Source organism: Shewanella frigidimarina NCIMB 400, assembly GCF_000014705.1.
Lineage (GTDB): Bacteria > Pseudomonadota > Gammaproteobacteria > Enterobacterales > Shewanellaceae > Shewanella > Shewanella frigidimarina.
The window spans coordinates 1,971,226-1,991,400 of record NC_008345.1 but is presented as its reverse complement, the minus strand read 5'-3'; the positions used below and the strand labels follow the sequence as shown (position 1 = coordinate 1,991,400).

The window sequence follows — 20,175 nt, the reverse complement described above, 5'->3', positions numbered from 1 at the left end:
GGGCCACCTGTGTTTATCAATAAGCGAGGAAGAGTTACAGCGTTAAAAATCGTAATACCACGTTTGTCAGCAACGGATACCCACCCAATTGGTCATCAACATCGTCACCAGTGATCACGCTGTTTTTAGTGCTATCCCACATCACGTTAATGTCATTGCCGTCGTGGTTAATCGTAAACTCGGTTAATGTGGTGGCCGCGTGGGCTTGCAGTTGTTCAAACTCACTGCGGGGCATCCAACCGTTTTTACTGCCAAGCTCTAGCGCAATACCTGCAGGGATAATAGTTTGCTGAATATGCGGGGCACCGTTAAGTGCCCGCTTCATATTGGCAGCAACCCGTTGGGTGTTATTGCGGTTCAGCCAGTGCAATGGTTCGGTCAACACAATGGTGTCGATAGTGGTGTTAAACATAGCGCCTCTTTATGTAGTGTTACGGCAAACGAGCGGCTAACCACCCACCGACTGCAAACGCTTAATTTCGGCCACAAGTTCATTCACAATACTGCGCTTGGTTTGTGCATCAAACGTGCGGTTACCCACTTGCAGCTGCAGCACTACGGTGTCGCTACTATTCGCGGCGGCCGTTGTAATGGTTGGCTGGGTTTGGGTAGTCACATTGGTTTGCACAGCACTGGCGGTAGATTGCTGTTTGGTGGTAGCTGCGTCGCTAATGGCTTGCTTTTCGCTAGCGTCTTGCTGGGCTTTGATTTCGGCGGTGCGATAAGCGTAAACCTTGTTTAGCGTTTTTTCGGCTTCTCTCAGTTGGGTGATGAGTGTCTTGTCGCCCGTTGATTCAGCTTGAGCTAACTGGGTTTTAATATCGGCTAGCTCTTGCTGATAACGGCGCTTTTCGATTTCATCCTGGCGGCCAAGGTAACCGTCTAGTTCGTCTTGCAACGTATCGAGGGTTGATTGAGCACTATCACGTAGAGAGTCCATGCTCGATTTAGCCGAATCAATGGCCGTGCGCAGCACTCCCAAGTCTTGATCGTTCATCAAGTTCATTGAGTTAGCCGCACGTTCGGCACTATTGATTAAGCCAATGTTGCCACTTTCGGCAGCATCAAGGGCATCAACCATTTTTAACAGTTCAATGCGTTGGCCATAATAGGCCGCCTGCGCTTGCTTACCGGCTATCTCGGCTTTACGGGCAAAATTACTAATGCCAGTAAAATCGATTGATTTGGCTTGCACATCAAGCAGATCACTAATCTCACCACTTAGATTTTTGTAAATCTTAATGGTTTTCTCTAGTTCACTGCTTGAGTCAGTTAATAGCGTTTGGCCATACAGTATCGACTTAAAGTAAGCCACAGCCCCCGTGCTGAGTTCAGCGACTTCGGCTGTAACACTTTTTAAATAATCGGTGAAGAACTTGGCAACACTGGCTAATGCAGAACCGGCTTGCTGCGCACTTTTAACCACCACCCCCATGGTGTTTTCCATGGTAGTGCCAATGCCTTGGTTCGCATTGTTTACTTGATCTTCAGTATTATTAACATCATCAACCAAATCCTTTTGCGAGTCTTTTAGCCGATAATACTGCTTTATTAAATCCTCAATATTATCGCTCAAGCCAAGATTAGCAGCTTGTTGACGAATACTGGCCTCGACCTGCTTATCACCAGCCGCCGCGGCTTTTATCGATGCGTCCGCATATTTTAAAAAGGCTTGCTCAGCGTCATAAGTTGAGCCGACGCCATTTTTAATGGCTTCACTAGTCTGGTCGTAGGCTTTTTTTGCTTTGGCCGCTAAATCTTGCAGCGACTTTAATGTAGTGACATTGGCTTGCTCCATCGCCGCTTCATAATCATTAACAGCCCTTGTCTGCGCGTCTGTTGAGTTAACCAATTCACCTTGCGCTTTGGCTAATGCCTCTGCCGCAGTTTTCGCTTTAGCTTGGGCTTTTTCATAGTCCTCAACTGATGTAGTGCCCTCGATGTAAGCATCGCGAACCTTGCTTAGTTCTCTGTCGGCAAGTTCGCTTTGAGCAGATAGAAAAACCACAGTCGCCGCATTTAGCTTTAATTGCGAATCGGTTAAATCACGCTGGGCAGAAGATTGAGCAACCAACAAATCAGTTACTTTTAAGGTGGCACTACCATACCTTGTTTCGGCGGCTTCAATTTCCTCTAACGTAGCGGTACCGCTACTTTTCAGTTTGGTGTAATGGTCTTCTGCAGCCTTTTGTCGAGCCTTCCAATCATCAACTTCTTTTTGAGCTAAGCCTGATAACTTCTCACTGGTTGCAACATCCTTTTGATAAGCGCTATAGCGTGCCTCAGCTTGTGATTGCATGGCTGCTTTAACTTTTTCAGCATTCTCAACCTGTGTTTTTGTCGTGTCATCAGAATCACTTTGAATATCTACACCGGCTTGTTTAAGCGCGGTCGCAACATCTTTAGCATCTTGTTTAACTTGCTCAACATACGCCTTAGATATAGATAACAATCCATCAGCGGCTTCTTGGAATTTATTTGATAGAGCATTATCACCAAAAACACTCAGCGCTTTTGCCATACCTAGTGGGAACATGGCAAACGCACCAGCAACTGCAGCACCAAAAGCGGATACCATGAGCGACAAACCATTGAACAACGCGCGCAAACTACCAGAAACAACATTTAAACCTGTTGTGAATGCGGTAATATTTTCGAGTGTAGTCTTAATGCTATCGCCACCATCTTTAAGTATGGTGGTGAAAAAATCACTGATATCCTGTGCGGCTTCCTTTATCTTCCCGCCTTTATTTAATTCATCAAACCTTGCGTTAATGTCTTTAAGTAAATCAACCGCCACCTGGTACGCACCAGAATCGGCAATAATTTGCTTAAACTCGGTCCACTTGTTTGAGATTAAATTAATCTGACCACCCAACAGGTCTAAGCTTTTTGATGCTTGGCCGTTGGCTTGCTTGCCCATTTCGTCAAACAGTTGCTTCATGACGTCGCGGCCCAACTCGCCTGCTGCGCTCATTTTTTGCAACTGCGTCACGTTTTTACCGGTGACTTTTTCAAGCAAGTCCCACACGGGCACGCCGCGCTCAACCAGCTGTAAGATTTCCTCACCTTGCAGTTTCTGCTTAGCCCATGCTTGGCCAACCGCTAAAATAATCCCTTCTAATTTTTCTTGGCTGCCACCTAAACGTGCATTGTAATCAACCATCGACTGCAATGATCCATTCATTGGATCAATGCCAAATGTTTTCAATGAGGCAAAGGCTTGTTTGGCAGTATCTAACCTTGTGCCGGTATTATTGGCAAAGTCTTTAATCCATTTTGTCGCTTGTTCACCACTGGCAATACTGCCCATCATGGCGCTCATTTGCACACCAAAGGCTTTTGCTTCATCCCCTGCGGTGAGGATCGACTTTAGGCTTTCCCATAACTTATCGACACCAATGTAGGCTCCGGCCATGGCAACCAATGAGACAGTTGCACTTTTAATGCTGCCACCAAAATCACCGGCTTGTTTTTTCGATTCTGTTAATAACTTATTGTGGCGTTCAAGCTTGTTATTAACACCGCTTAACGCTGTCTCAGCGGCGACTTGTTGCTGCTTTAATTCTTTACTGGCATCTGCCAGCTTATCCGTACTGATGCCGGCATTTTTTAAACTGGCAGTGTTTTTGTCTAATTCAGTTTTGTTTTTGTTAATACTGCTCGCTAGCTGGTTTACCTCGGTGCGAGCAGTTTTAACCTTTAATGTGTAATCAGCTTTATTTCGACTAGCAGCTTCGGTGGCGGTGCTAACCTCAAGCAGATCTCGGCGCTGGTTATCTAACGCAGTTGCCAGTTCGGTGGCAGCATTTTTTGCGCTGGTTTGTTCATTGGTTAATTTTTGTAAATCGGTACTGGCTTTAGTTAATGCGGTCGCTTGTTCTTTGCTGGCCGTGGCACCTTGTTGTTGCTCGGTACTGAGCTTTGCTACTTCAACCCGGGCTTGTTGTAGCTCGGTTTCATATTTAACTAATGCGGCTTGAGCTTGATTGTATTCTTGCTCAAGTTGATTGGTTGAACCTTCAGCCGCCTTTTGAGCAGCCTCAAGTTGTTTTAATTCTTTAACTGCTGCCTTTTGTTCGGTGACTAACTTGTCGAGTGCAACCGAGTTATCTTTATATGCACGTTCGCCTTTACTGATTGATGCGGTTAAACCATCAATTGAATTGGCGGCCGCTTGTAAATCTTCTAACTCTTTTAAACGGGCATTAAGGATTTCGCTTTGTGATGCTAATTCAGCAACCGCTTTTTCAGACTTCTTGGCTTCACTGGAAAATAAATCTTTGCCCTGAATGATCAGGTTAATGACTTGGTCTTTAAAACTCATACATCACCAAATTAGCGTTAAAAAACAAAATAAAAAACCCACAACATTGCTGTTGTGGGTTGTTGAGGTAAAACGTTTTACGCTGCGCTACGCACAAAGAATTTAGACTTACCAGTAGCGACAATACTGCTGTCGGCAAGTACGCCACCTTCAATGTCAAACGAACCAAAGTCGTCACCGATTAAATCTAGACCTGATGTTGGGCTAGGCTTCCAGCGGTAGAACTTAAGCGTGTAAGGTTTTCCTGTGGCATCGTTGACACCATCAACAATCACTTTGACCTCAGCGCCTGACTCAACCAGTGCTTGCAAAGCGTTACCCGCTTTACTGGTGTAACTGACTTTTAACGATTCTGCTGCAGTAATAGCACCAGTGCTTAATGCACGAATACCACCGGCACTAACAACATAATCAACATCAACGTCGTAAGTAGTTGAACCTGCCGCATTAGTGACAACTGGCGGGATAGTGGTATCAATCATTTTCGCGGTGTCGGCTAAACCATCTAATATGGCAGTAATCACTTCGTCGGTGACAGCACCGGCGGTTAATACTTCAACTTTACCGCGCAAGCCCAATGCTAAGTTGGCGTTACTAAAATCGTTTAATGTCATCGATAGCTTTACCGATTTCACTTTAGTGATTTCAGCGGCATTACCGCCACCGCCACGATAGTTAGGCTGCTCTTTGGTTTCTTGCTCGATGTCGATTTTTACGCCACTGGCGTTACCAACATCGCGGCCATTGACATACACAATGCCTGAGCCGATGTAACTTTCGGTTACGGTTTCGCTCATAATTTATCTCCAAATGTAACTAAATGAACAAGGGTTAAGGTAATGACCGCCAGACCATGTTTTTCATGGGCTTCGGGCATAATGTATTTACAGGGTTCAGCTTCTTTAAAGCTGATAGCACTAGGCAACCACGAGGGTTTTTCAGTGTTACGCTCGTCTTTAAAAAAGGCGCTGCGAATGTCTCGAACTAAGTTGATTAGTTCGGCGGTGGGTTCGGTTGATTTACTTAAATTGATACCGGCTACCACTTGTAAGGCAATTTCATCACGGTATTTATCTAGCCCGTTTTTAGCACCGAACAAATCGGTGTAAGGCTGCAAAAAGATAAACTGTTGTTCTTTTGCCAGCCCTTGGGCATAAAACCCTTCGCGCACAGCCGCGCCGTCAACCAATTTGAGCCGGTCTAAAATAGTTTGGATCATGGGTACCTCGATGCCTGGTAAAAGACTACTTAGCGTATTGGCCATATTTTTTACGCAAATGGGCAATAATGGGTGGCTCTAAATCGTCACGCATAAAGCCAAAGCTGCCCGCCACTGAAGGGCCGTATAACGCTTTTTGTCCGTTAAGTTCACGCCAAGAGTTATTACCCTTTTTGCGACTGAACATTAGTTGATTACCGTTGCGGCCAATGACAGTAAACGCACCACTAAACCACACGGGTTTATTGCGAATAACGTTAACGCTAAAGCCTGCAGCCACCCTTGCCGCCCGCTTACCCACTTTATAACGTGGGCTGGCAAAACGGGTTAAGGTGCTGGGGCGCATCCTTGCACTAATTGATGCAGTTAGGGTTTTAGGATTAATGCTGACACTGAAATATTGCTCAACATACGACTTAGACTTAAAGCCGTATTTGCTGAATACACCATCTACAGCAAGTTGATTACCAAACTTGGCAGCCTCATCTATGGCTTTAGCAATCGCGGGTGATTGAGCATCACGCATGCGTTTAAGCTCGCGATCTACAGCCTCAAACCCTGTGACTCTTAATGCCATAAATAACCACTTATATTTCTAAGTAAATAAACGTGACGGTAATTTCATCCCGCGTATGCAGTTGAGTTAACCTATGTTGCTTGCCATTTAACTCAAACACATCATCAGCCATTACCGCGCCTTCTTGCTGCAAAAACTCAGCGAGTGCTATCGGTTCTTGAATGTATTCATTACTGCGATCTATTTCGGTTGGCGGCAGGTGAACACTTCGGCTGAATGCTGGCGATCCTGAATTAGGAATAAACTGGCACGGCTGTGCCAGCTTAATAAACGCACGTGCCAGCTTGGCGGCTATGCGTTCGTTAACGCTAGGCATTAACTTTTACCCAAACGCTATCACTCGGGTTAGCCGCATCGGCCCATGCTTTACCGGCTAAGGTATTGCCAGATGCAACACTAGTGATCATGCCATCAGCCTTGATATACACCTGCCCACCTTGGGTAATGTCATCTGCAGTCACTTTTGGCAATTCATACACGCCTTCAGTTGCACCCACACCTGGCTCACCAATAGCAACATTGCCAAGCGACACGGCAACCACTTTACCTACTAATACTGGGTCACCACTAGCAACTGCTGCCGTGGCGATAAAGTCGATGGTAGTGCCATCTGCTACACAATTTTTCATAAGTTTTTTCCCAATTACGTTAAAAATTTGCCATTAAAAAGGCCGCTGACTCAATCGAGTTCGCGGCCCTGTTGTTGTAAAAGGCTTTAGGTTTACCACTGCCTTACACACCCGTTGATTTAACCAAGCCACGGTGATCAAGTGGTGATACACCGGCATCAATACGCACTTTGGTTGCTACACCATCAACGGTGAAACCTTGTTGCTGCTCAATGTATGGCGTGTCGATACCATCAAGGTAAGCCACTTCAATGGTGTCTTCACCTTGAGCGGCTGACAAATACCACTCTTTATCGCTTTTCGCTTTTAAGCGAGGCTCTGACAATACTTCAACAAAGTCGCGGATTGGGTTAGCAATACCTGAGTTTGCATCGGTGCCTTTAACCGACGTTGATTGAATGATTTGCAGCACTGCACGCTTAAGGTTAGGTGGTACCAATGCAAATGCTGGCATGATGTTTAATGGAGATTCGCCAATCATTTGCGATTCCATTAACTCAGCCGCAATGCTGAACGCTTCAACGCTTGGTGCGCCCGATGTTAAGTTGCCGTGATCGGCATGGAACAAAGCTTTGCCGTCGTTCATTTTGGCGTTTTTGGTTAACACGGCCCAGAACAAATCACCAATAGTGCGCTTAGCGGCTTTACCCATTTTCATCGGTACGCCCATTAACATGTCCATGTCATCGTTGATAACCGTTTGGCGTGTTAACGTGAAAATGCCGCCGTAAGTTGCTAGGGCAATTTTTTCAGCGTGGTCACCAACAGTGATGTACTTGTACTCTGCTCCGTCCTTCACTTCTGGTAAGCTTTTAAACTCACCCATGCCAACACGATGCGCGACTTTAAAGTCACTTAACTGACCTTTTTTAGCGATACGTTCAAAGGTTTCAGCCGCTTCAGCCCAACCTTTTAATACTGACTTATTGGCCACATCTAACATGATGTTACCGAAATCAGATGAGGTATGAGTAAACGCTAACCCCACCATTTGCATCACGTTCATACCGGCACAACCAATACCGCGGTCGGCTAATGATGCACGAGCAAGTTCACGTAAGTTATAGCTACCATAGCCATTGTCTTTTTGTGCCGCTTCATGGCCTGCTCGAGCCATTAATTGCGCACGAATTGAGTCACCAACAATGTTACCGTTGCTGGCATGAATAATGACACTTTTAGGCTGTACGGCGCATGGCGTGACACCTTCGCCAAGCTTAGCCAAAATCATGTCTTTGGCTTTGTCTGCGTTGATGTTGGCATCAGCAATACAACTGTTTTTAAGTTCAGCTAATTGCGGGAACGTAGCAAACGCGGCATTAATACCGGTAATACGTTCTGCATTAAAGGTAATGGCAGCAGCTTGAATATCAGCTTGCGACGGTGCAACTGGTGCTGGTACCGAAGCTACTGGGGCTGGTGTATTAATGGCTGCTGGCGCAGGCGAATTGGGGGTGGTAGCACCGATATTGCCCTGTTGTGCTAGCAGGGTTTGTAATGCTTTAGGCATATTATTAAAGTCCTTCAGTCGTTTAAAATTAATTGATGCAGCCATTTGCATCGGTTCTATCACTTCATCTGCTAGCCCAAGATCAACCGCTTCTTGCGCAGACAACCAAGTGTCTTCTTTAAAAAATTGTCCTAGCTGTTCATCACTTAACTTGCCGCCGGCTTTATCTTGATAAGCCTTGCCCATACTTGAGCGCCACTTATCGAGCAAGTCCGCGTATTCACGTAAATCATCAGCAGTACCAACGGCACCGCCCCAATTGCTATGGATCATCAAAAAGGCATTGGACGGCATAATCACGGTATCGAATGCCATGCAAATAACACTGGCCATAGAAGCTGCAACCGACTCAATACAAATCGACTTTTGGCAAGGCCAACGCGCGAGAATGTTATAAATGGCCATGCCGTCCATCACATCGCCGCCACCCGATTGAATGTAAGCGTTAATTTGCGATACTTTGCCCATTGCACGTAGGTCAGTGGCGATTTGTTTGGCGGTAAAATCCCAGCCAACATCGCCATATAAAATCAATTCGACCACGCCATTGGCAGCACCTTTCATGCTGTAGATACCGCGTTTTCCTTTACTCTCGGTCAAGCTCGCTGATGCGCTTGGCATTAGCATCATGGCGGCCACGGCTAGACTTAGTTTTGTCTTTTTCACTTGGGGTTTCTCCGTTTTGTGGCTCTGGGTCGTTACCCGTGACCATGTCGTTTTCGCGGTTAAACTTCAGCTCACGTTGACGTTGTCGTTTAACTTCGCTTGGGTTACGGCCACGAGCTCGCGCCCAGTCAGCCTCGGTTGCGGCATTACCGGCTATCATCATTTCCCAACCTTGGGATTCTTTGCGGGGGTCAATCCATGGCATGGTGGGGCCGTAATACACAGCATCAAACAAGGTGCGGGTGTCTAGGTCTGGCGGCAGGGTGATAGGGTCCTGCTTGTTCATTAACTCCATTTCCAACCAGTTACGAAACGCAGGCCGCGCCCAACCGGCACAAAACCATTGCTGCATAATGCGGTTCGACTCGTCTTGCTCAACCAGCTCTTGGCGCTGGCTTGAGTAACTGCCTTGATAGTCACGCGCAATGCTCGAGTAACTACCGCGGGTCCCCGCGGCACAGGCTTTTAACTGGCCATTACGAAAATCGACTAAATGCACGTTGGGGCGATTGGACTCAATCATGCCGACGTCTTCACCAACAGCGAGATCATCAAAGGTCATGCCTGGTGCAATGTTAATTTCACGGTCAGCTTTAGCATCACCATCTAGGCCAAACATACTCGCGTCACCGCGTTTGATGTAAAACGCTAACGCTGCAGCAATACGAGCGGCTACCCGTTCAGATTCTTCATAGTCTTTAATGTCGCCAAGGCGCGTTAAAATGCCGTGAAAAATACTGATACCGCGCAGCTGGTGCAAACGCTTAAACATGCCAAGGTGCAGCATGTTACTTGCAGGTACCATTTTGGTTTTATAGCGAAAGCCAATTTGGTCAGAAGGGTGATCAAACAACACATGGTAATTAACCACCTGCCCCCAACCATTAACCTCTAACCCTTGTCGAACGCGGGTTGATACATCGTTAAGTTCAAACGGAATGTAATCAGGCTCTAACGCTTCAATACTGTATTGCGTGCCTTGCGGGTTGGGATGACCAAACTTAGCCACCTTGCCACGCACTTGATGGCCGAATACTTCACCGTCGCGCAATGCGGTACGTAACACTAAGCGTTCAAGCTCTGGCCGAGTGTAGCGCCCTGTTACGTCAGGCTTTAATGACCATGCAGCAAAACGACGCTGAATATCATTGGCCAGTTCGTCGAGTATTTCACCGCTTATGCTGCGGGGCTGTGGCTCAACCACAATACCTTGCGCACCAATTACCCGTTCTTCCATGCGGTCTAAAATGCCAATACTGAGGTCGTGGTTTTCATCTAACCATCGCGCCTGTTCGCGCAAGCTTTTACCTGCTGCAAATACCGCTTGGTTTGCCCCGCGCCCCTCTTTATTGGCTTTATGTGTTCGGCTTGGGCTGGCTGCTTCGTAACCTTTTAGGTTGCGATAACTCATTGCGGCTGCCTGTCGTTTTAGCGCCCAGCCAGGGGATAAATACGATAGTGCATCGTTAATAATGCTCATATTGATTCCTAGTTAAATCGGGCGAGTGTGGTACCCCGTGGGCGGGTGTACATGCTTAAGGTGCGCTGCCATTCCATGCGGCCTTTACGAATTTGTTCCAGGTCTTCTGTACTCATCATTTTGCCGTTGATGCTGACGGACTTACCCGCCAGTACATCTTTTTCGGCTTCGATATACAGTGCGACCATGTCTGCCGCTTCTTGCTTTGACATTACAGCCAGCCTCCTGATTTTGCCGAACCACCATTTAGCCAGTTATTGGCTTGGCTCTTTTTCGGTTTTTTGGGTTGTGGGGATGTTTCGGTTGATGCTTCGTTTTGAGTGTCGGTTGTTATCACTTTACTGAGCGAGTCGAGATTAATGCCAAAGCGATCAATGGCGATATACAGCGCAGCCAAGGCATACACAAAACAGTCCAGCGCTTCGTTACGTCTGCCGCCAGCTTCCCAGCGATAAACAATGCGACCGTCGCGGCGTGTCGGCAATTTGCGTTCAGACGTTAACTGTTGCAGTTCGGTGTCATCACAAATGCTGTCGTTAAGTGGCAAATGAATTGCACCAGGTGTACGCGTATCAACACTGGGTTGAGTGCGCATCATGGCCATAATCAACTCTTTGGCGTTGTCGGTACCCACCTCGGTTAAATACACACCTTTGTTGCTTCGCTTACGCGGGAAATTGGCAATCGGCTTGCCGTACATATTGGCGCCTTTAATGGGTACCACGCGGAACAAACCCAGCTTTTTACTCATTGAGTAAACGGTATCGGAGTAATGGCCGCCCGAATCCCAACACGTTGTGCCAATGCTCAACACAATGCCGTCGTTACGGGGGTAACTTTGGTTTAAGCGCAGCGCGACTTTATCCAGCAACACTTGGCTGGCTGGGTCGCCATACAAAATAAACCTATCGATTAAGGCGCACTCTTTACCTGCCCCCCACCCCCAAACACGGCCTTCGTATCGGTCGTCTTGGGTATCAACACCCGCCGTGACATACACAACCCAATCGGGCATTTTGCCGTTGGGGTACATTTCACGCCTGCGGCCTAAGTCTTCCCACTCAATGCGTTCGCCGTTGTCGTTGTCCCACGGCTGGCCCAATTTGGTGTTAACAAAGGTTTGTAACTTTTCTTTATCGCCTTTAGCTTTGTAAAACTCAGTGACTAACTTGGCCCAACTGTTAAGGGTGTTATAGGCCGACCAGATATAAATCGAGATATTTTCGGGGGTTAAAAAGTCGTCGCCGTCTTTATCAAAAAACGAAATAAAGTCTGTGGTGTACACGCCCGTTTTGTCGCATATCCATAAAGCGCTTGGGTGTTCTTCCATGTCGTGCAGTTGATTGTTTTCAATGCAGCACCCGCAGTGCTCGCACACGTAATAGGCGGTTTTTGGGTCGCTACCTTGCCACTTAATACCAAAGGGTTCAGTTTTGCCGCCCCACTTTAAATGCTGCAATTCATCACAATGTGGGCATGGTAAGTTAAATCTAAATTGGTACTGGCTTTCGCTACAGGCTTTTTCAATTTGGCAGGTACCTAATACTTTAGGCGTTGAACCCCGTATCGATTTAGGAAACAACGACAGTTCAACACGGGTATCACCTAACGATGTGGCATTACCTTCGTGTTCGATTGACTCATCAAAACCCGCTAACTCATCGTAAATAACATCATCAGTGGATATTTCACGGTAGTTAGCCGCGGCGGTACCACCACGCACCATTAAGGTTTTACCGTTGGTAAAAATTTTATCTTCTAAGGTACTGTCTTTATGTTTGCGACCAATCCACGGCGCTAAGGCTTTCCAAATCGGCATGTCGCGTATGGCCGTTTCAACGTGCTTTTTCATGAACGTTTTGGCGGCACCGTCACGCGGCTGGTATATCAGCACGTTACGTTTTTTGTGTTCTATCTTGTAACCCGCATTGGCCATCAGCATTTTGGTGTAACCCACACGCGCTGACTTCATAATGTTCAGCGTGGTGATTTGGTCGTTACCCATGGCATTCAATATGCCGATTTGAAACGGTAAGCTTTCCCATTTACCTTCGGTGTAAGACGATTCAGACGACATATAAAAATGCGTGTCTGCGTATTCACTACAGGTCAACATAGGTGGACGATAAAACGATTTAAGGCCAGCAGCCACAGCAGCTTTCAAATTCTTAATCTGTGCTTCTGATATATTCATCTAATAAATCCTCAATGCCGTTTGCCAGTTCAGCGGCGGTGTTTTGGCTTTTAATCACTTCAGCGCGAATAGCGTCTATGGTGCGTTCGGGCATGTCGGGGAATTTACGTTTTACACGAATGTGTATTTGGTCCAGCACCGGTGATATTTGCGCGGCTATTCGGCTAAGCACAAACGAGCAAAACCTCACCTCGACCACTTCTTTGCCGTCTTTTTCGTTTTTAAGCTCTTGGCCGTAGGCTTGCGCTTTGATTAAGCGGTAACGCTCAAAGTCGATATTGGGTTTTTCGTTATCTTCGGGCGTTGGATTGCTTACATGCTTTTTGCGCTCATTAGCCACGCGATTACCCACCACGTCGCTCATGGTGTACAAGCACTCACGGCCTTTTTTGCTGTGTATTGGCACATCCCATTTATCAAATGCTTGGGTACTAATACCCAAACTTTTGCACAGGTCGGTTTTGTTCAGTAGCACTGGCTCGGCGTCGGGTGTTTGAATACGTGCCATTAGCTAGTCCTTGTGAATATCGTCTAACACATGGCTACATCGTTCTTGTTCAATATGCTGCAATTGTTTAAGCAACACCTGCTCTTGCAGCGCTTGTATTCTGGCTTCACGCTCACTTTTTAATGTCGCACGCTGGCGCTGGCGGTCTTTATAAAACCAGTTAATAAACGCGGTAAACACAGCACACAACACGCCGACTACAACACCAATATCCATATCGTTCACATAGCTGCCAGCTGCGGTAAAAAACGAGGCGATGTAAGACAATAACGAGGTGAGTTTTGCACTAAGGTCAGTCGTTATGCTCATATTGTTGCCGCCATTGTTGTAGGCGCAGCATGTTTGCATTACACATTGCTAGCGCATTGGTTTGAGTAAGGGAATGATTCAGTAAATCCAGATTTGAGAACCCAATAAAACGTCGGTTATCACAAAGCTCAAGCCAATCAGGGGGCGGTAACACATAAACCGTTTTGGTCTGTGTCACCACTTTGACAATCGGTTTGCTTGAGCAGCTGCACAGCATCACTAGGCAAATCAGTATTAGCCCATGTTTTAGTTGGCTCATGGTTTGATGTCCTTAGCTGATTAGCACGTTCTAGTTTGTGATCTAACGTCGATTGGAGATCGGCGACTTGCTTGCGGTGCGACGTGTTTAGCTCGGTGATAATGCGGTAATCACGTTCAAGCGATTTAATCCGCTCGTCTTTGTTAGCGTTGCTGCTCAGTAACGCATCCACGCTAACTTGCGATTGCAACAAGTCATGGCTTAATGTGCTGTTTTTCGCTTTGAGTGAGGTAATGCCTAACGCCCCAACAGCAATCACAGTCGCCATAACCAGCACTGCACATAACAGCACTGTGGTTTTAAAGTCGTTAAACATTACAAATCCCTCAAACAATAACGCCGCTCATTTGAGCGGCGTTTAATTAAACCAGGTAACTTTTTCTTCTTGGCGTAAACCCACCTCGGCAACTCATTACATGCACCAACACGGTCACCAGCCCACAACTTTTTACGCAGCGTAGAAGCCCCAAAAGCATCGGCCCCAACGTTGTAAATAAAACTCAGGTAAGCAATGTGTTCACCCTCGCTTAACGGCGGCGTGAGCTTTACCAATTCACGGTCAAAGCTTTTAAGGCTGGTTGCCAGCATGTCTAAGCACTGCTGGTGAGTGAACACCATGCCAAGCTTTATGTTATGCCCAGTTTGGCCAAAACAGGCAGTTTCAATACCGGCAGGGTCAATATAGGTGCGTAATACTTCACCTTCACCTGTGGCAACTAACACGCCGCCCGTAAGAATGGCACCAGTGAAACCCAGCGCCAAAAGCCTAGTGTTAATATTCATGCTGCACCTGGTCAATATGAGCAAAAAAAAGGGCTCCAATGCAGGAGCCCAACGGCGATGATATAACGTGAGAGAACGCAAAAAGGAACTAGAGAGGAAACAAAGCCAGTTACGCAGTGGTATCAAGCTTATATAAACTGTACCTGTTTTTAGGGGTAAAAATACGCCATATATGGCGTGTTTTACGCCACATATGGCGTTGGTAGAATTGGCTTTGTGTGATATGTAAAACCGATAACTTCTAGGTTTGAATTAAAAGTTATCGGTTAAGTGAGTTGCTGCAAATAGAAATGGTGCACAAGCTTTAACACGCTGAATCACATTATGCGAACTATAGTGAATTGAGGTTCACGCCCACTTAAGCGGACAAAAGTGCTTGTTAGGAATTATTTTCTAGCCACTTAGATTTTCTTTTATTGACAGATCCTAATGACACACGCATTAAATAACTGACAAGGATATTGCTGACATTTAATTTAAAAAGAGTGTTCATACAAAATACCCCTCGTGATGTTAGCTGTTTATTATTCTTGAAATTATTTGGGTGATAAGGTCTAAGATCATTTAACATTTCATTATTTAGTAAACTCATTTCGTCTCCGATTTCTTTATTTTCAATTTTCCTTAATTCTAGCAGACGAATTATCTTTTTATCCAACCTATTAAGCTCAAGCAAATATGTACGTTCAGCTTGCGAGAACAACACACTTTTCATATTTAGTTCAAAAATATATTTACTCGAAAATTCTTCATACATTGATTCTTTGTATTTTTTGAGACGTTCCAGTACCCCATACTCATACTTTGAGCCTGAAAATTTAACTAAACTTTTTGAATATGTATCTACGTTTAAATCAAAAACAAGTTCTTGAATGGAGTGGGCAATATCATTTCTATAATCAATGATTTTTTCAATGTCTTTACTATCTTCTACAGACAAAATATTCTCAGCTACCAACAATTTCCAAAGCTTTGTATATATTTTTTTGGTTCCATCTGGAAGTCGCTCATCAATATTGCTATGAAGCTTTCTAAATTCATCAGTAACTTTGATTGTCCTTAACGCTAAAGACTTTATTTCTTCTACATAGAATAAAATCATTACCATTTCTAGAGCTCTAAATTTCAATATATTTTGCTCTAGGGCTCTTAGGTTTTCCCCTCTCGGATTATAATTGAACATATAACCTCCTAATGCCTAACAGCTTATTGAATGGTTCGCCCGTTAAAGCCGACCGTTTAAGTTATTGACCAATACCATCTTACATTTTCTATATCTTTGAAGTAAAACAACTTAATGGCTCTCACACTCAAATAAAAACTTAAATTGCGCGATAAAAGTGCCAACGTCAAATGTAAACAAAATCGTGGGTGGCTATGTTTCGTTCCTTGTTATAGCCTTAACTGCGGGGGATAACCTCTTGGTTTTCATGCTCATATTCTTGAAACCTTTTTATAGCAACTCTTTGTATGTAACCATCCATTATGAATTTATCTACAAGTTCATCAAAACTTTCTTTGTTACCTGTTATTTCAGATATTGAAATTGAGTGTGAAAGTTTACTCTTAGTGACTCGGTATATTTCAGTGACAGGAAAAACATATTGGTCACAAAATATTTTAATTTCCATATCAACATTTTGTTCAACTCGCAAGAATATATAAGTATCTGAAATTGAAGTGGTGTTGGCTTGAATATCATTCACTTCCCATGTGAAATTATACTCTTTATCATTATGAGATCGTTTAATATCATAGTGTACTGGTTTGTTATGATAAGTGGGCATCGAAAATTGGCTGGTGCTTTTTTCTGCTGGGTATTTAGGAAAATCATCCTTTGTATTATCAGCACTAACACCTTTCATTCGTGGTAATGTAATCTCTATTTTTACCCCAGTGGCTAAAACTGAAGTTAAGTTTGAAAGTTTTAAACTTATTAGCTCTGCTCCTCCCCAAACTTTTAAAAAATCGCTTCTCTCTTTATAAAACTTTGGATTTAAACTTATATTTCTAAAAGTATTTAACGCACTCATTTGCGGAATATTATAGGTTATTTTGTACTCAGGGATTTCATCTTTTGGTAAGATTACAATTCCTCCCCTTAGATTTAATGAATGGTTTTCATATGGCACTAAGTCAGCATTCAGTAGTTTTAAATCCAGAATTGGTTTCTGTGGGATTTGAGATAATCGGAGATCAATTTGTTGCTTCCCGACAGTCATAAAATAATGATAAATTAGTCCTATGACTATTAAAAACAAACCAATCCAAGGGTTTGAACTACCCTCTATAAACTTTCTTAAAACTTCGGAATAGCCAAACATACTCTCATAGCTAGCAACAATAACAGCTTGTAAAATATTTAGTTGAGACTCTGCTACCAAAGCTATACCCAAACCAATTATTATTCTGGCAATAACATTATAAGCTTTAGGTCTGATTATCGTGAGGACTCTATCGAACCGTTCAATCCATACGTCCATAACGAATCTTCTCCAAGAGCACACTAGGCTATAACGGCTTATTGAACGGCTAGTTCGATAAAGCCGACCATTTAAGTTATTGATTAAGATCATCCTACATTTTATATGTCTTTGAAGCAAAGCAATTTAATGACTCTTACACTCAAATAAAAACTTAAATTGCGCGTTAAAAGTGTCAACGTCAAATGTAAAAATAATCGTGGGTGGCCATGTTTCGTTTTCATGTTGAATTGATTATGAGGCTTGATTTGTATGTGTTCAATTGCAACTCCCTTGTCATTGTGGTGTTCCATCACATTTTTTAAATCTAACTGATTCAATGAGGTTAATACACTCGATTGAGTCAGCATTAGGCTAAGCGAATAAAAATGGTTAATTATAATCGCGAAGCGATGGGCAACTGTTATTTTTCCGTTTAAGCAACTTGTTAGCTGTTTTCAACAGTTACATTATTAGTGATTTTTTGTTTTTTCTCTAATAACAATTTTTTAGCTTCTACTTTAGCTTCTACTTTAGCTTTAGCTTCTGCTTTAACTTTAGCTTCTGCTTCTGCTTTAAGCTTTGCATCTATTTTTTCTGAATTAGACGTTATAAAGCTAAGAATTGTGTTATTTGAAATATATGATAAAGGTACAAAGATGAGGTTAAGCAAAAGATCGTAATCAGAATATGAATTACTTACAATACTCCAAGCCACTTGAATCGTTGAAACGCCATTAAATGCAAAAAATATACTGTAAAAAGTATAAAACATTAAGAAAGAATTAAAGAACGCCTTTAGAAGCTCTCTACTGATATATTCGTTCCAATTATTTTTCGTAGCCTTTTGTGGATCTGAAAGTTTTCGATACCGAAAAAATATTATTAATACTGTGATTTCTAAAAATATTAATATGAGCAATTGAATATCAGTGTGATTAACCGTTAAATACTTCATTAAAGCTAAAGCGAGAAAGCCTAAAAGTCCTCCTCCAATAAAAGTTAGAAATGATTTCTGGAAAGCCTTTATTAGCTCTTTATCAACATCTGTCAAATTCATATTTATAATAATCCTAATTAATGAAACACCTAACGTTTTAGTATTTGTGCGTTGCGCTGTTTGCATGGCACAAATCGCTTGTTGGTCTTGGCCGATGCCGAGTCCAGGTTAATGGGTACGCTTTATGCTACAAGAATTTGCTTTTTTTGATGCCAGCTCTCGGCTGTAGATCAATGTTGAATTGATTATGAGGCTTGATTTGTATGTGTTCAATTTCAATTCCCTTTTCATAGTGGTGTTCCATCACATTTTTTAAATCTAGCTGATTCAATGAGGTTAATACACTCGATTGAGTCAGTATTTGGCTCCGCGCAGCGGCTTAGTTCAACGCCAGCATAAACAGCGGAACAATTTTGGACGCATTTTTGCGTCGTTTCTCTTTGCAAAAATTCGGACTAAATTGTGAAGTCTGAATTGATGCGCTTGTTATAAGCCATTTGCCACTTCAAGGTAAGACTTAGAACCAATACCAACCTGTGCCCAAACTTTACGTTTGTGGTTGCCAAGGTAATCGTATTGTTCGTCCATATCCCAGAGAGTAACTATTTGATCAGGGAAAATATACTCCGACTCATTAAACGAGTGACTCTCCGATTCATTAGCGGAAATTGCATTAAATAAAGTAATGCCTTCAACATCAAATGCGTCAATACCACCAAACATAAGTTGGTAATTAATGTTTTGAGATACACCGATAAAGTCTACTAAGTCATTTTCAAATTCAATTTGAAGGCAACTATCAAAATAGAAATCGCTAGATCCATCGGACAAAGTAAAAAAACCAGAGAATAGTTCTTTAACTTGTTCTCTAGACATTCCAAGTTTGATGAGGCCAATTCCATCATGAGGCTTAATTACAAACTCCATACCTTCCTATGGCTTATGACAGCGTATTAGCGTGAATCCGATAAACATTCACAGAATGCTAACCAAAAACCAGCGTCTATATCACTTTAATTATTAATATTTTTAGTAACTTATCAGTTTAAACATCTCCAATCAATAACTCTTTAGTCTAGGTGAAAGCGGAAGTCTACATAACCGCTTAATATTGCCCCATTTGTTGCTAAGTCTTTAAAGCGTATACGCTTTGCTTTCAACTGCCAATAGCCGTGTGATCAAGGGTTCTCGATTACTCCATGTTAGCTTTATAAAATGGCTGGAGGGTTATCGATAACTCACTTAACTGATAACTCATCAGTAAAATTGACAAATGCACCTGAGTGGGGCGATACTGTTTAGGCATTGGCAAAATCCAATGCCGGGATTCGAACCCCGCTATAATCAAGGCGCAGTTGTCGCCAGCCTTTAGAGCTGGTTTTTTATTGCGTGACTCGGCGCACCACTACTATGGTGGGCTGGGTGAGGCAGCCATTTGGCTGGCCGCTTCCTTGATGCGGTAGTTCGAACCTTGCTCAGCTCATCACCCAACGATTCGAACCGTTTGGTGATGATTACTCACGATATCAAGGAGTGTCACCCATGAACTTACAACAGTCTAAAAACTACCCTGCACAACTGGTCTTTATTAACGGCCAACAAACCATTACCAATTCACTGATCGTTGCCGACTACTTTGGCAAAAAACACTGTGACGTTTTGCGTAAAATTGACCGTATTCTAGTCGATGCCCCCAATGAATTTACGTCAACGCATTTTTGCGTCAACGTGCGAAATCAACAGGTTGGCACCAGTCAGCGTGATTTAAAGTGCTACCACCTGACCAAAGACGGTTTTATGTTTTTAGTCATGGGCTTTACCGGTGCCAAAGCTGCCGAACTCAAGATCAACTTCATTAATGCCTTCAACGAAGCCCAAAAGCGACTTAGCCGCACTCAACATCCGTTTGAGCGTCAGCGCATGATGTTTACATGGGAAGGCGGCAAAATAGTCAGCTCGCAACCGATACATGATGACCAGTTTGTCACCAGCCGCGATAAATTAGTGCAGTACATGCGCGAACCCCGCTTTTTATCTCTTGAGCAATTGCTAGAAATCAGTGAAGCCGCAAACCAACAGATAGCGACACTAGCAAGATTGGCAGAGAAACAAGCCCGTTTACGATAAAAACCACAGTTAAACGCCCTAAAAATGGCTACATCAAGTAGCCATTTTTTGTTTATAGGTAATCAGAGTGGGTGTTCGGGCTTGTTCAACACTTGGAATAAGAACGCGGCTTCGCGCGGCCTATC

21 protein-coding genes are annotated in these 20,175 nt (G+C 43.8%); 1 reads left to right on the top strand and 20 read right to left on the bottom strand.

Annotation, left to right across the window (positions count from 1 at the left end; all coding sequences use genetic code 11):
* Window positions 1-34: 34 nt before the first annotated feature.
* The 20 genes from SFRI_RS08690 to SFRI_RS08600 all read right to left on the bottom strand — a co-directional run bounded on the left by SFRI_RS08690 (window position 35) and on the right by SFRI_RS08600 (window position 18,850).
* A complete protein-coding gene (locus SFRI_RS08690; RefSeq protein ID WP_011637152.1) occupies window positions 35-412 on the bottom strand; it encodes a hypothetical protein in 378 nt (125 codons plus the stop codon).
* A gap of 36 nt (window positions 413-448) precedes the next feature.
* On the bottom strand, window positions 449-4,327 hold the full coding sequence (locus SFRI_RS08685; RefSeq protein WP_011637151.1) for a tape measure protein: 3,879 nt from the start codon (window positions 4,325-4,327) through the stop codon (window positions 449-451).
* A gap of 77 nt (window positions 4,328-4,404) precedes the next feature.
* Window positions 4,405-5,124 carry a phage tail tube protein gene (locus SFRI_RS08680; RefSeq protein ID WP_011637150.1) on the bottom strand — a complete coding sequence of 240 codons (720 nt, stop codon included), beginning with the start codon at window positions 5,122-5,124 and terminating at the stop codon, window positions 4,405-4,407.
* Window positions 5,121-5,546, bottom strand: coding sequence for a hypothetical protein (locus SFRI_RS08675; protein ID WP_011637149.1), 426 nt, complete (start codon window positions 5,544-5,546; stop codon window positions 5,121-5,123). The genes SFRI_RS08680 and SFRI_RS08675 overlap by 4 nt, the downstream gene beginning before the upstream one ends.
* A gap of 25 nt (window positions 5,547-5,571) precedes the next feature.
* A complete protein-coding gene (locus tag SFRI_RS08670) occupies window positions 5,572-6,123 on the bottom strand; it encodes a hypothetical protein (RefSeq protein ID WP_011637148.1) in 552 nt (183 codons plus the stop codon).
* A gap of 10 nt (window positions 6,124-6,133) precedes the next feature.
* Complete coding sequence (locus SFRI_RS08665) at window positions 6,134-6,439, bottom strand: hypothetical protein (RefSeq protein WP_011637147.1); 306 nt, start codon at window positions 6,437-6,439, stop codon at window positions 6,134-6,136.
* A complete protein-coding gene (locus SFRI_RS08660; protein WP_011637146.1) occupies window positions 6,432-6,752 on the bottom strand; it encodes a DUF2190 family protein in 321 nt (106 codons plus the stop codon). The genes SFRI_RS08665 and SFRI_RS08660 overlap by 8 nt, the downstream gene beginning before the upstream one ends.
* Before the next feature lie 103 nt (window positions 6,753-6,855).
* On the bottom strand, window positions 6,856-8,928 hold the full coding sequence (locus tag SFRI_RS08655) for a ClpP-like prohead protease/major capsid protein fusion protein (RefSeq protein ID WP_244262864.1): 2,073 nt from the start codon (window positions 8,926-8,928) through the stop codon (window positions 6,856-6,858).
* Window positions 8,849-10,408 carry a phage portal protein gene (locus tag SFRI_RS08650; protein ID WP_011637144.1) on the bottom strand — a complete coding sequence of 520 codons (1,560 nt, stop codon included), beginning with the start codon at window positions 10,406-10,408 and terminating at the stop codon, window positions 8,849-8,851. The genes SFRI_RS08655 and SFRI_RS08650 overlap by 80 nt, the downstream gene beginning before the upstream one ends.
* Before the next feature lie 8 nt (window positions 10,409-10,416).
* Window positions 10,417-10,620: a hypothetical protein gene (locus SFRI_RS08645; RefSeq protein WP_011637143.1), complete on the bottom strand. Its 204-nt coding sequence runs from the start codon at window positions 10,618-10,620 to the stop codon at window positions 10,417-10,419.
* Window positions 10,620-12,602: a phage terminase large subunit family protein gene (locus tag SFRI_RS08640; protein ID WP_011637142.1), complete on the bottom strand. Its 1,983-nt coding sequence runs from the start codon at window positions 12,600-12,602 to the stop codon at window positions 10,620-10,622. Before SFRI_RS08640 ends, SFRI_RS08645 begins: the two co-directional genes overlap by 1 nt.
* The gene (locus SFRI_RS08635; RefSeq protein ID WP_011637141.1) at window positions 12,577-13,110 is read right to left on the bottom strand and encodes a terminase small subunit; all 534 of its coding nucleotides are present in this window, start codon (window positions 13,108-13,110) and stop codon (window positions 12,577-12,579) included. Before SFRI_RS08635 ends, SFRI_RS08640 begins: the two co-directional genes overlap by 26 nt.
* Before the next feature lie 3 nt (window positions 13,111-13,113).
* Entirely contained in the window at window positions 13,114-13,419 is a 306-nt protein-coding gene (locus SFRI_RS08630; protein WP_167526092.1) for an HP1 family phage holin, read from the bottom strand.
* A complete protein-coding gene (gene lysC / locus SFRI_RS21895; protein ID WP_425271585.1) occupies window positions 13,403-13,636 on the bottom strand; it encodes an Rz1-like lysis system protein LysC in 234 nt (77 codons plus the stop codon). Before lysC ends, SFRI_RS08630 begins: the two co-directional genes overlap by 17 nt.
* Window positions 13,557-13,994: a hypothetical protein gene (locus SFRI_RS08625; RefSeq protein WP_011637139.1), complete on the bottom strand. Its 438-nt coding sequence runs from the start codon at window positions 13,992-13,994 to the stop codon at window positions 13,557-13,559. Before SFRI_RS08625 ends, lysC begins: the two co-directional genes overlap by 80 nt.
* Window positions 13,994-14,461, bottom strand: coding sequence for a lysozyme (locus SFRI_RS08620; protein ID WP_011637138.1), 468 nt, complete (start codon window positions 14,459-14,461; stop codon window positions 13,994-13,996). The genes SFRI_RS08625 and SFRI_RS08620 overlap by 1 nt, the downstream gene beginning before the upstream one ends.
* A 379-nt stretch (window positions 14,462-14,840) precedes the next feature.
* The gene (locus tag SFRI_RS08615) at window positions 14,841-15,644 is read right to left on the bottom strand and encodes a hypothetical protein (RefSeq protein ID WP_011637137.1); all 804 of its coding nucleotides are present in this window, start codon (window positions 15,642-15,644) and stop codon (window positions 14,841-14,843) included.
* A gap of 217 nt (window positions 15,645-15,861) precedes the next feature.
* Window positions 15,862-16,944 carry a hypothetical protein gene (locus tag SFRI_RS08610; RefSeq protein ID WP_011637136.1) on the bottom strand — a complete coding sequence of 361 codons (1,083 nt, stop codon included), beginning with the start codon at window positions 16,942-16,944 and terminating at the stop codon, window positions 15,862-15,864.
* 427 nt (window positions 16,945-17,371) lie between these two features.
* Window positions 17,372-18,049, bottom strand: a complete 678-nt coding sequence (locus SFRI_RS08605; RefSeq protein ID WP_150099381.1) for a hypothetical protein — start codon at window positions 18,047-18,049, stop codon at window positions 17,372-17,374.
* A 360-nt stretch (window positions 18,050-18,409) separates the two neighbouring features.
* Window positions 18,410-18,850, bottom strand: a complete 441-nt coding sequence (locus tag SFRI_RS08600) for a hypothetical protein (protein ID WP_011637134.1) — start codon at window positions 18,848-18,850, stop codon at window positions 18,410-18,412.
* Between the two features lie 615 nt (window positions 18,851-19,465).
* On the opposite strand from SFRI_RS08600, the gene SFRI_RS08595 reads away from it, so the two are divergent.
* The gene (locus SFRI_RS08595; protein ID WP_011637133.1) at window positions 19,466-20,050 is read left to right on the top strand and encodes a Rha family transcriptional regulator; all 585 of its coding nucleotides are present in this window, start codon (window positions 19,466-19,468) and stop codon (window positions 20,048-20,050) included.
* The last annotated feature ends 125 nt before the right edge of the window (window positions 20,051-20,175 follow it).

What these genes read in the sequence shown, in the direction of transcription:
- SFRI_RS08690 (WP_011637152.1), bottom strand. Translation starts at nt 412, where the DNA reads ATGTTTAACACCACTATCGACACCATTGTGTTGACCGAACCATTGCAC.
- SFRI_RS08685 (WP_011637151.1), bottom strand. Translation starts at nt 4,327, where the DNA reads ATGAGTTTTAAAGACCAAGTCATTAACCTGATCATTCAGGGCAAAGAT.
- SFRI_RS08680 (WP_011637150.1), bottom strand. Translation starts at nt 5,124, where the DNA reads ATGAGCGAAACCGTAACCGAAAGTTACATCGGCTCAGGCATTGTGTAT.
- SFRI_RS08675 (WP_011637149.1), bottom strand. Translation starts at nt 5,546, where the DNA reads ATGATCCAAACTATTTTAGACCGGCTCAAATTGGTTGACGGCGCGGCT.
- SFRI_RS08670 (WP_011637148.1), bottom strand. Translation starts at nt 6,123, where the DNA reads ATGGCATTAAGAGTCACAGGGTTTGAGGCTGTAGATCGCGAGCTTAAA.
- SFRI_RS08665 (WP_011637147.1), bottom strand. Translation starts at nt 6,439, where the DNA reads ATGCCTAGCGTTAACGAACGCATAGCCGCCAAGCTGGCACGTGCGTTT.
- SFRI_RS08660 (WP_011637146.1), bottom strand. Translation starts at nt 6,752, where the DNA reads ATGAAAAATTGTGTAGCAGATGGCACTACCATCGACTTTATCGCCACG.
- SFRI_RS08650 (WP_011637144.1), bottom strand. Translation starts at nt 10,408, where the DNA reads ATGAGCATTATTAACGATGCACTATCGTATTTATCCCCTGGCTGGGCG.
- SFRI_RS08645 (WP_011637143.1), bottom strand. Translation starts at nt 10,620, where the DNA reads ATGTCAAAGCAAGAAGCGGCAGACATGGTCGCACTGTATATCGAAGCC.
- SFRI_RS08640 (WP_011637142.1), bottom strand. Translation starts at nt 12,602, where the DNA reads ATGAATATATCAGAAGCACAGATTAAGAATTTGAAAGCTGCTGTGGCT.
- SFRI_RS08635 (WP_011637141.1), bottom strand. Translation starts at nt 13,110, where the DNA reads ATGGCACGTATTCAAACACCCGACGCCGAGCCAGTGCTACTGAACAAA.
- SFRI_RS08630 (WP_167526092.1), bottom strand. Translation starts at nt 13,419, where the DNA reads ATGAGCATAACGACTGACCTTAGTGCAAAACTCACCTCGTTATTGTCT.
- lysC (WP_425271585.1), bottom strand. Translation starts at nt 13,636, where the DNA reads ATGCTGTGCAGCTGCTCAAGCAAACCGATTGTCAAAGTGGTGACACAG.
- SFRI_RS08625 (WP_011637139.1), bottom strand. Translation starts at nt 13,994, where the DNA reads ATGTTTAACGACTTTAAAACCACAGTGCTGTTATGTGCAGTGCTGGTT.
- SFRI_RS08620 (WP_011637138.1), bottom strand. Translation starts at nt 14,461, where the DNA reads ATGAATATTAACACTAGGCTTTTGGCGCTGGGTTTCACTGGTGCCATT.
- SFRI_RS08615 (WP_011637137.1), bottom strand. Translation starts at nt 15,644, where the DNA reads ATGTTCAATTATAATCCGAGAGGGGAAAACCTAAGAGCCCTAGAGCAA.
- SFRI_RS08610 (WP_011637136.1), bottom strand. Translation starts at nt 16,944, where the DNA reads ATGGACGTATGGATTGAACGGTTCGATAGAGTCCTCACGATAATCAGA.
- SFRI_RS08605 (WP_150099381.1), bottom strand. Translation starts at nt 18,049, where the DNA reads ATGCAAACAGCGCAACGCACAAATACTAAAACGTTAGGTGTTTCATTA.
- SFRI_RS08600 (WP_011637134.1), bottom strand. Translation starts at nt 18,850, where the DNA reads ATGGAGTTTGTAATTAAGCCTCATGATGGAATTGGCCTCATCAAACTT.
- SFRI_RS08595 (WP_011637133.1), top strand. Translation starts at nt 19,466, where the DNA reads ATGAACTTACAACAGTCTAAAAACTACCCTGCACAACTGGTCTTTATT.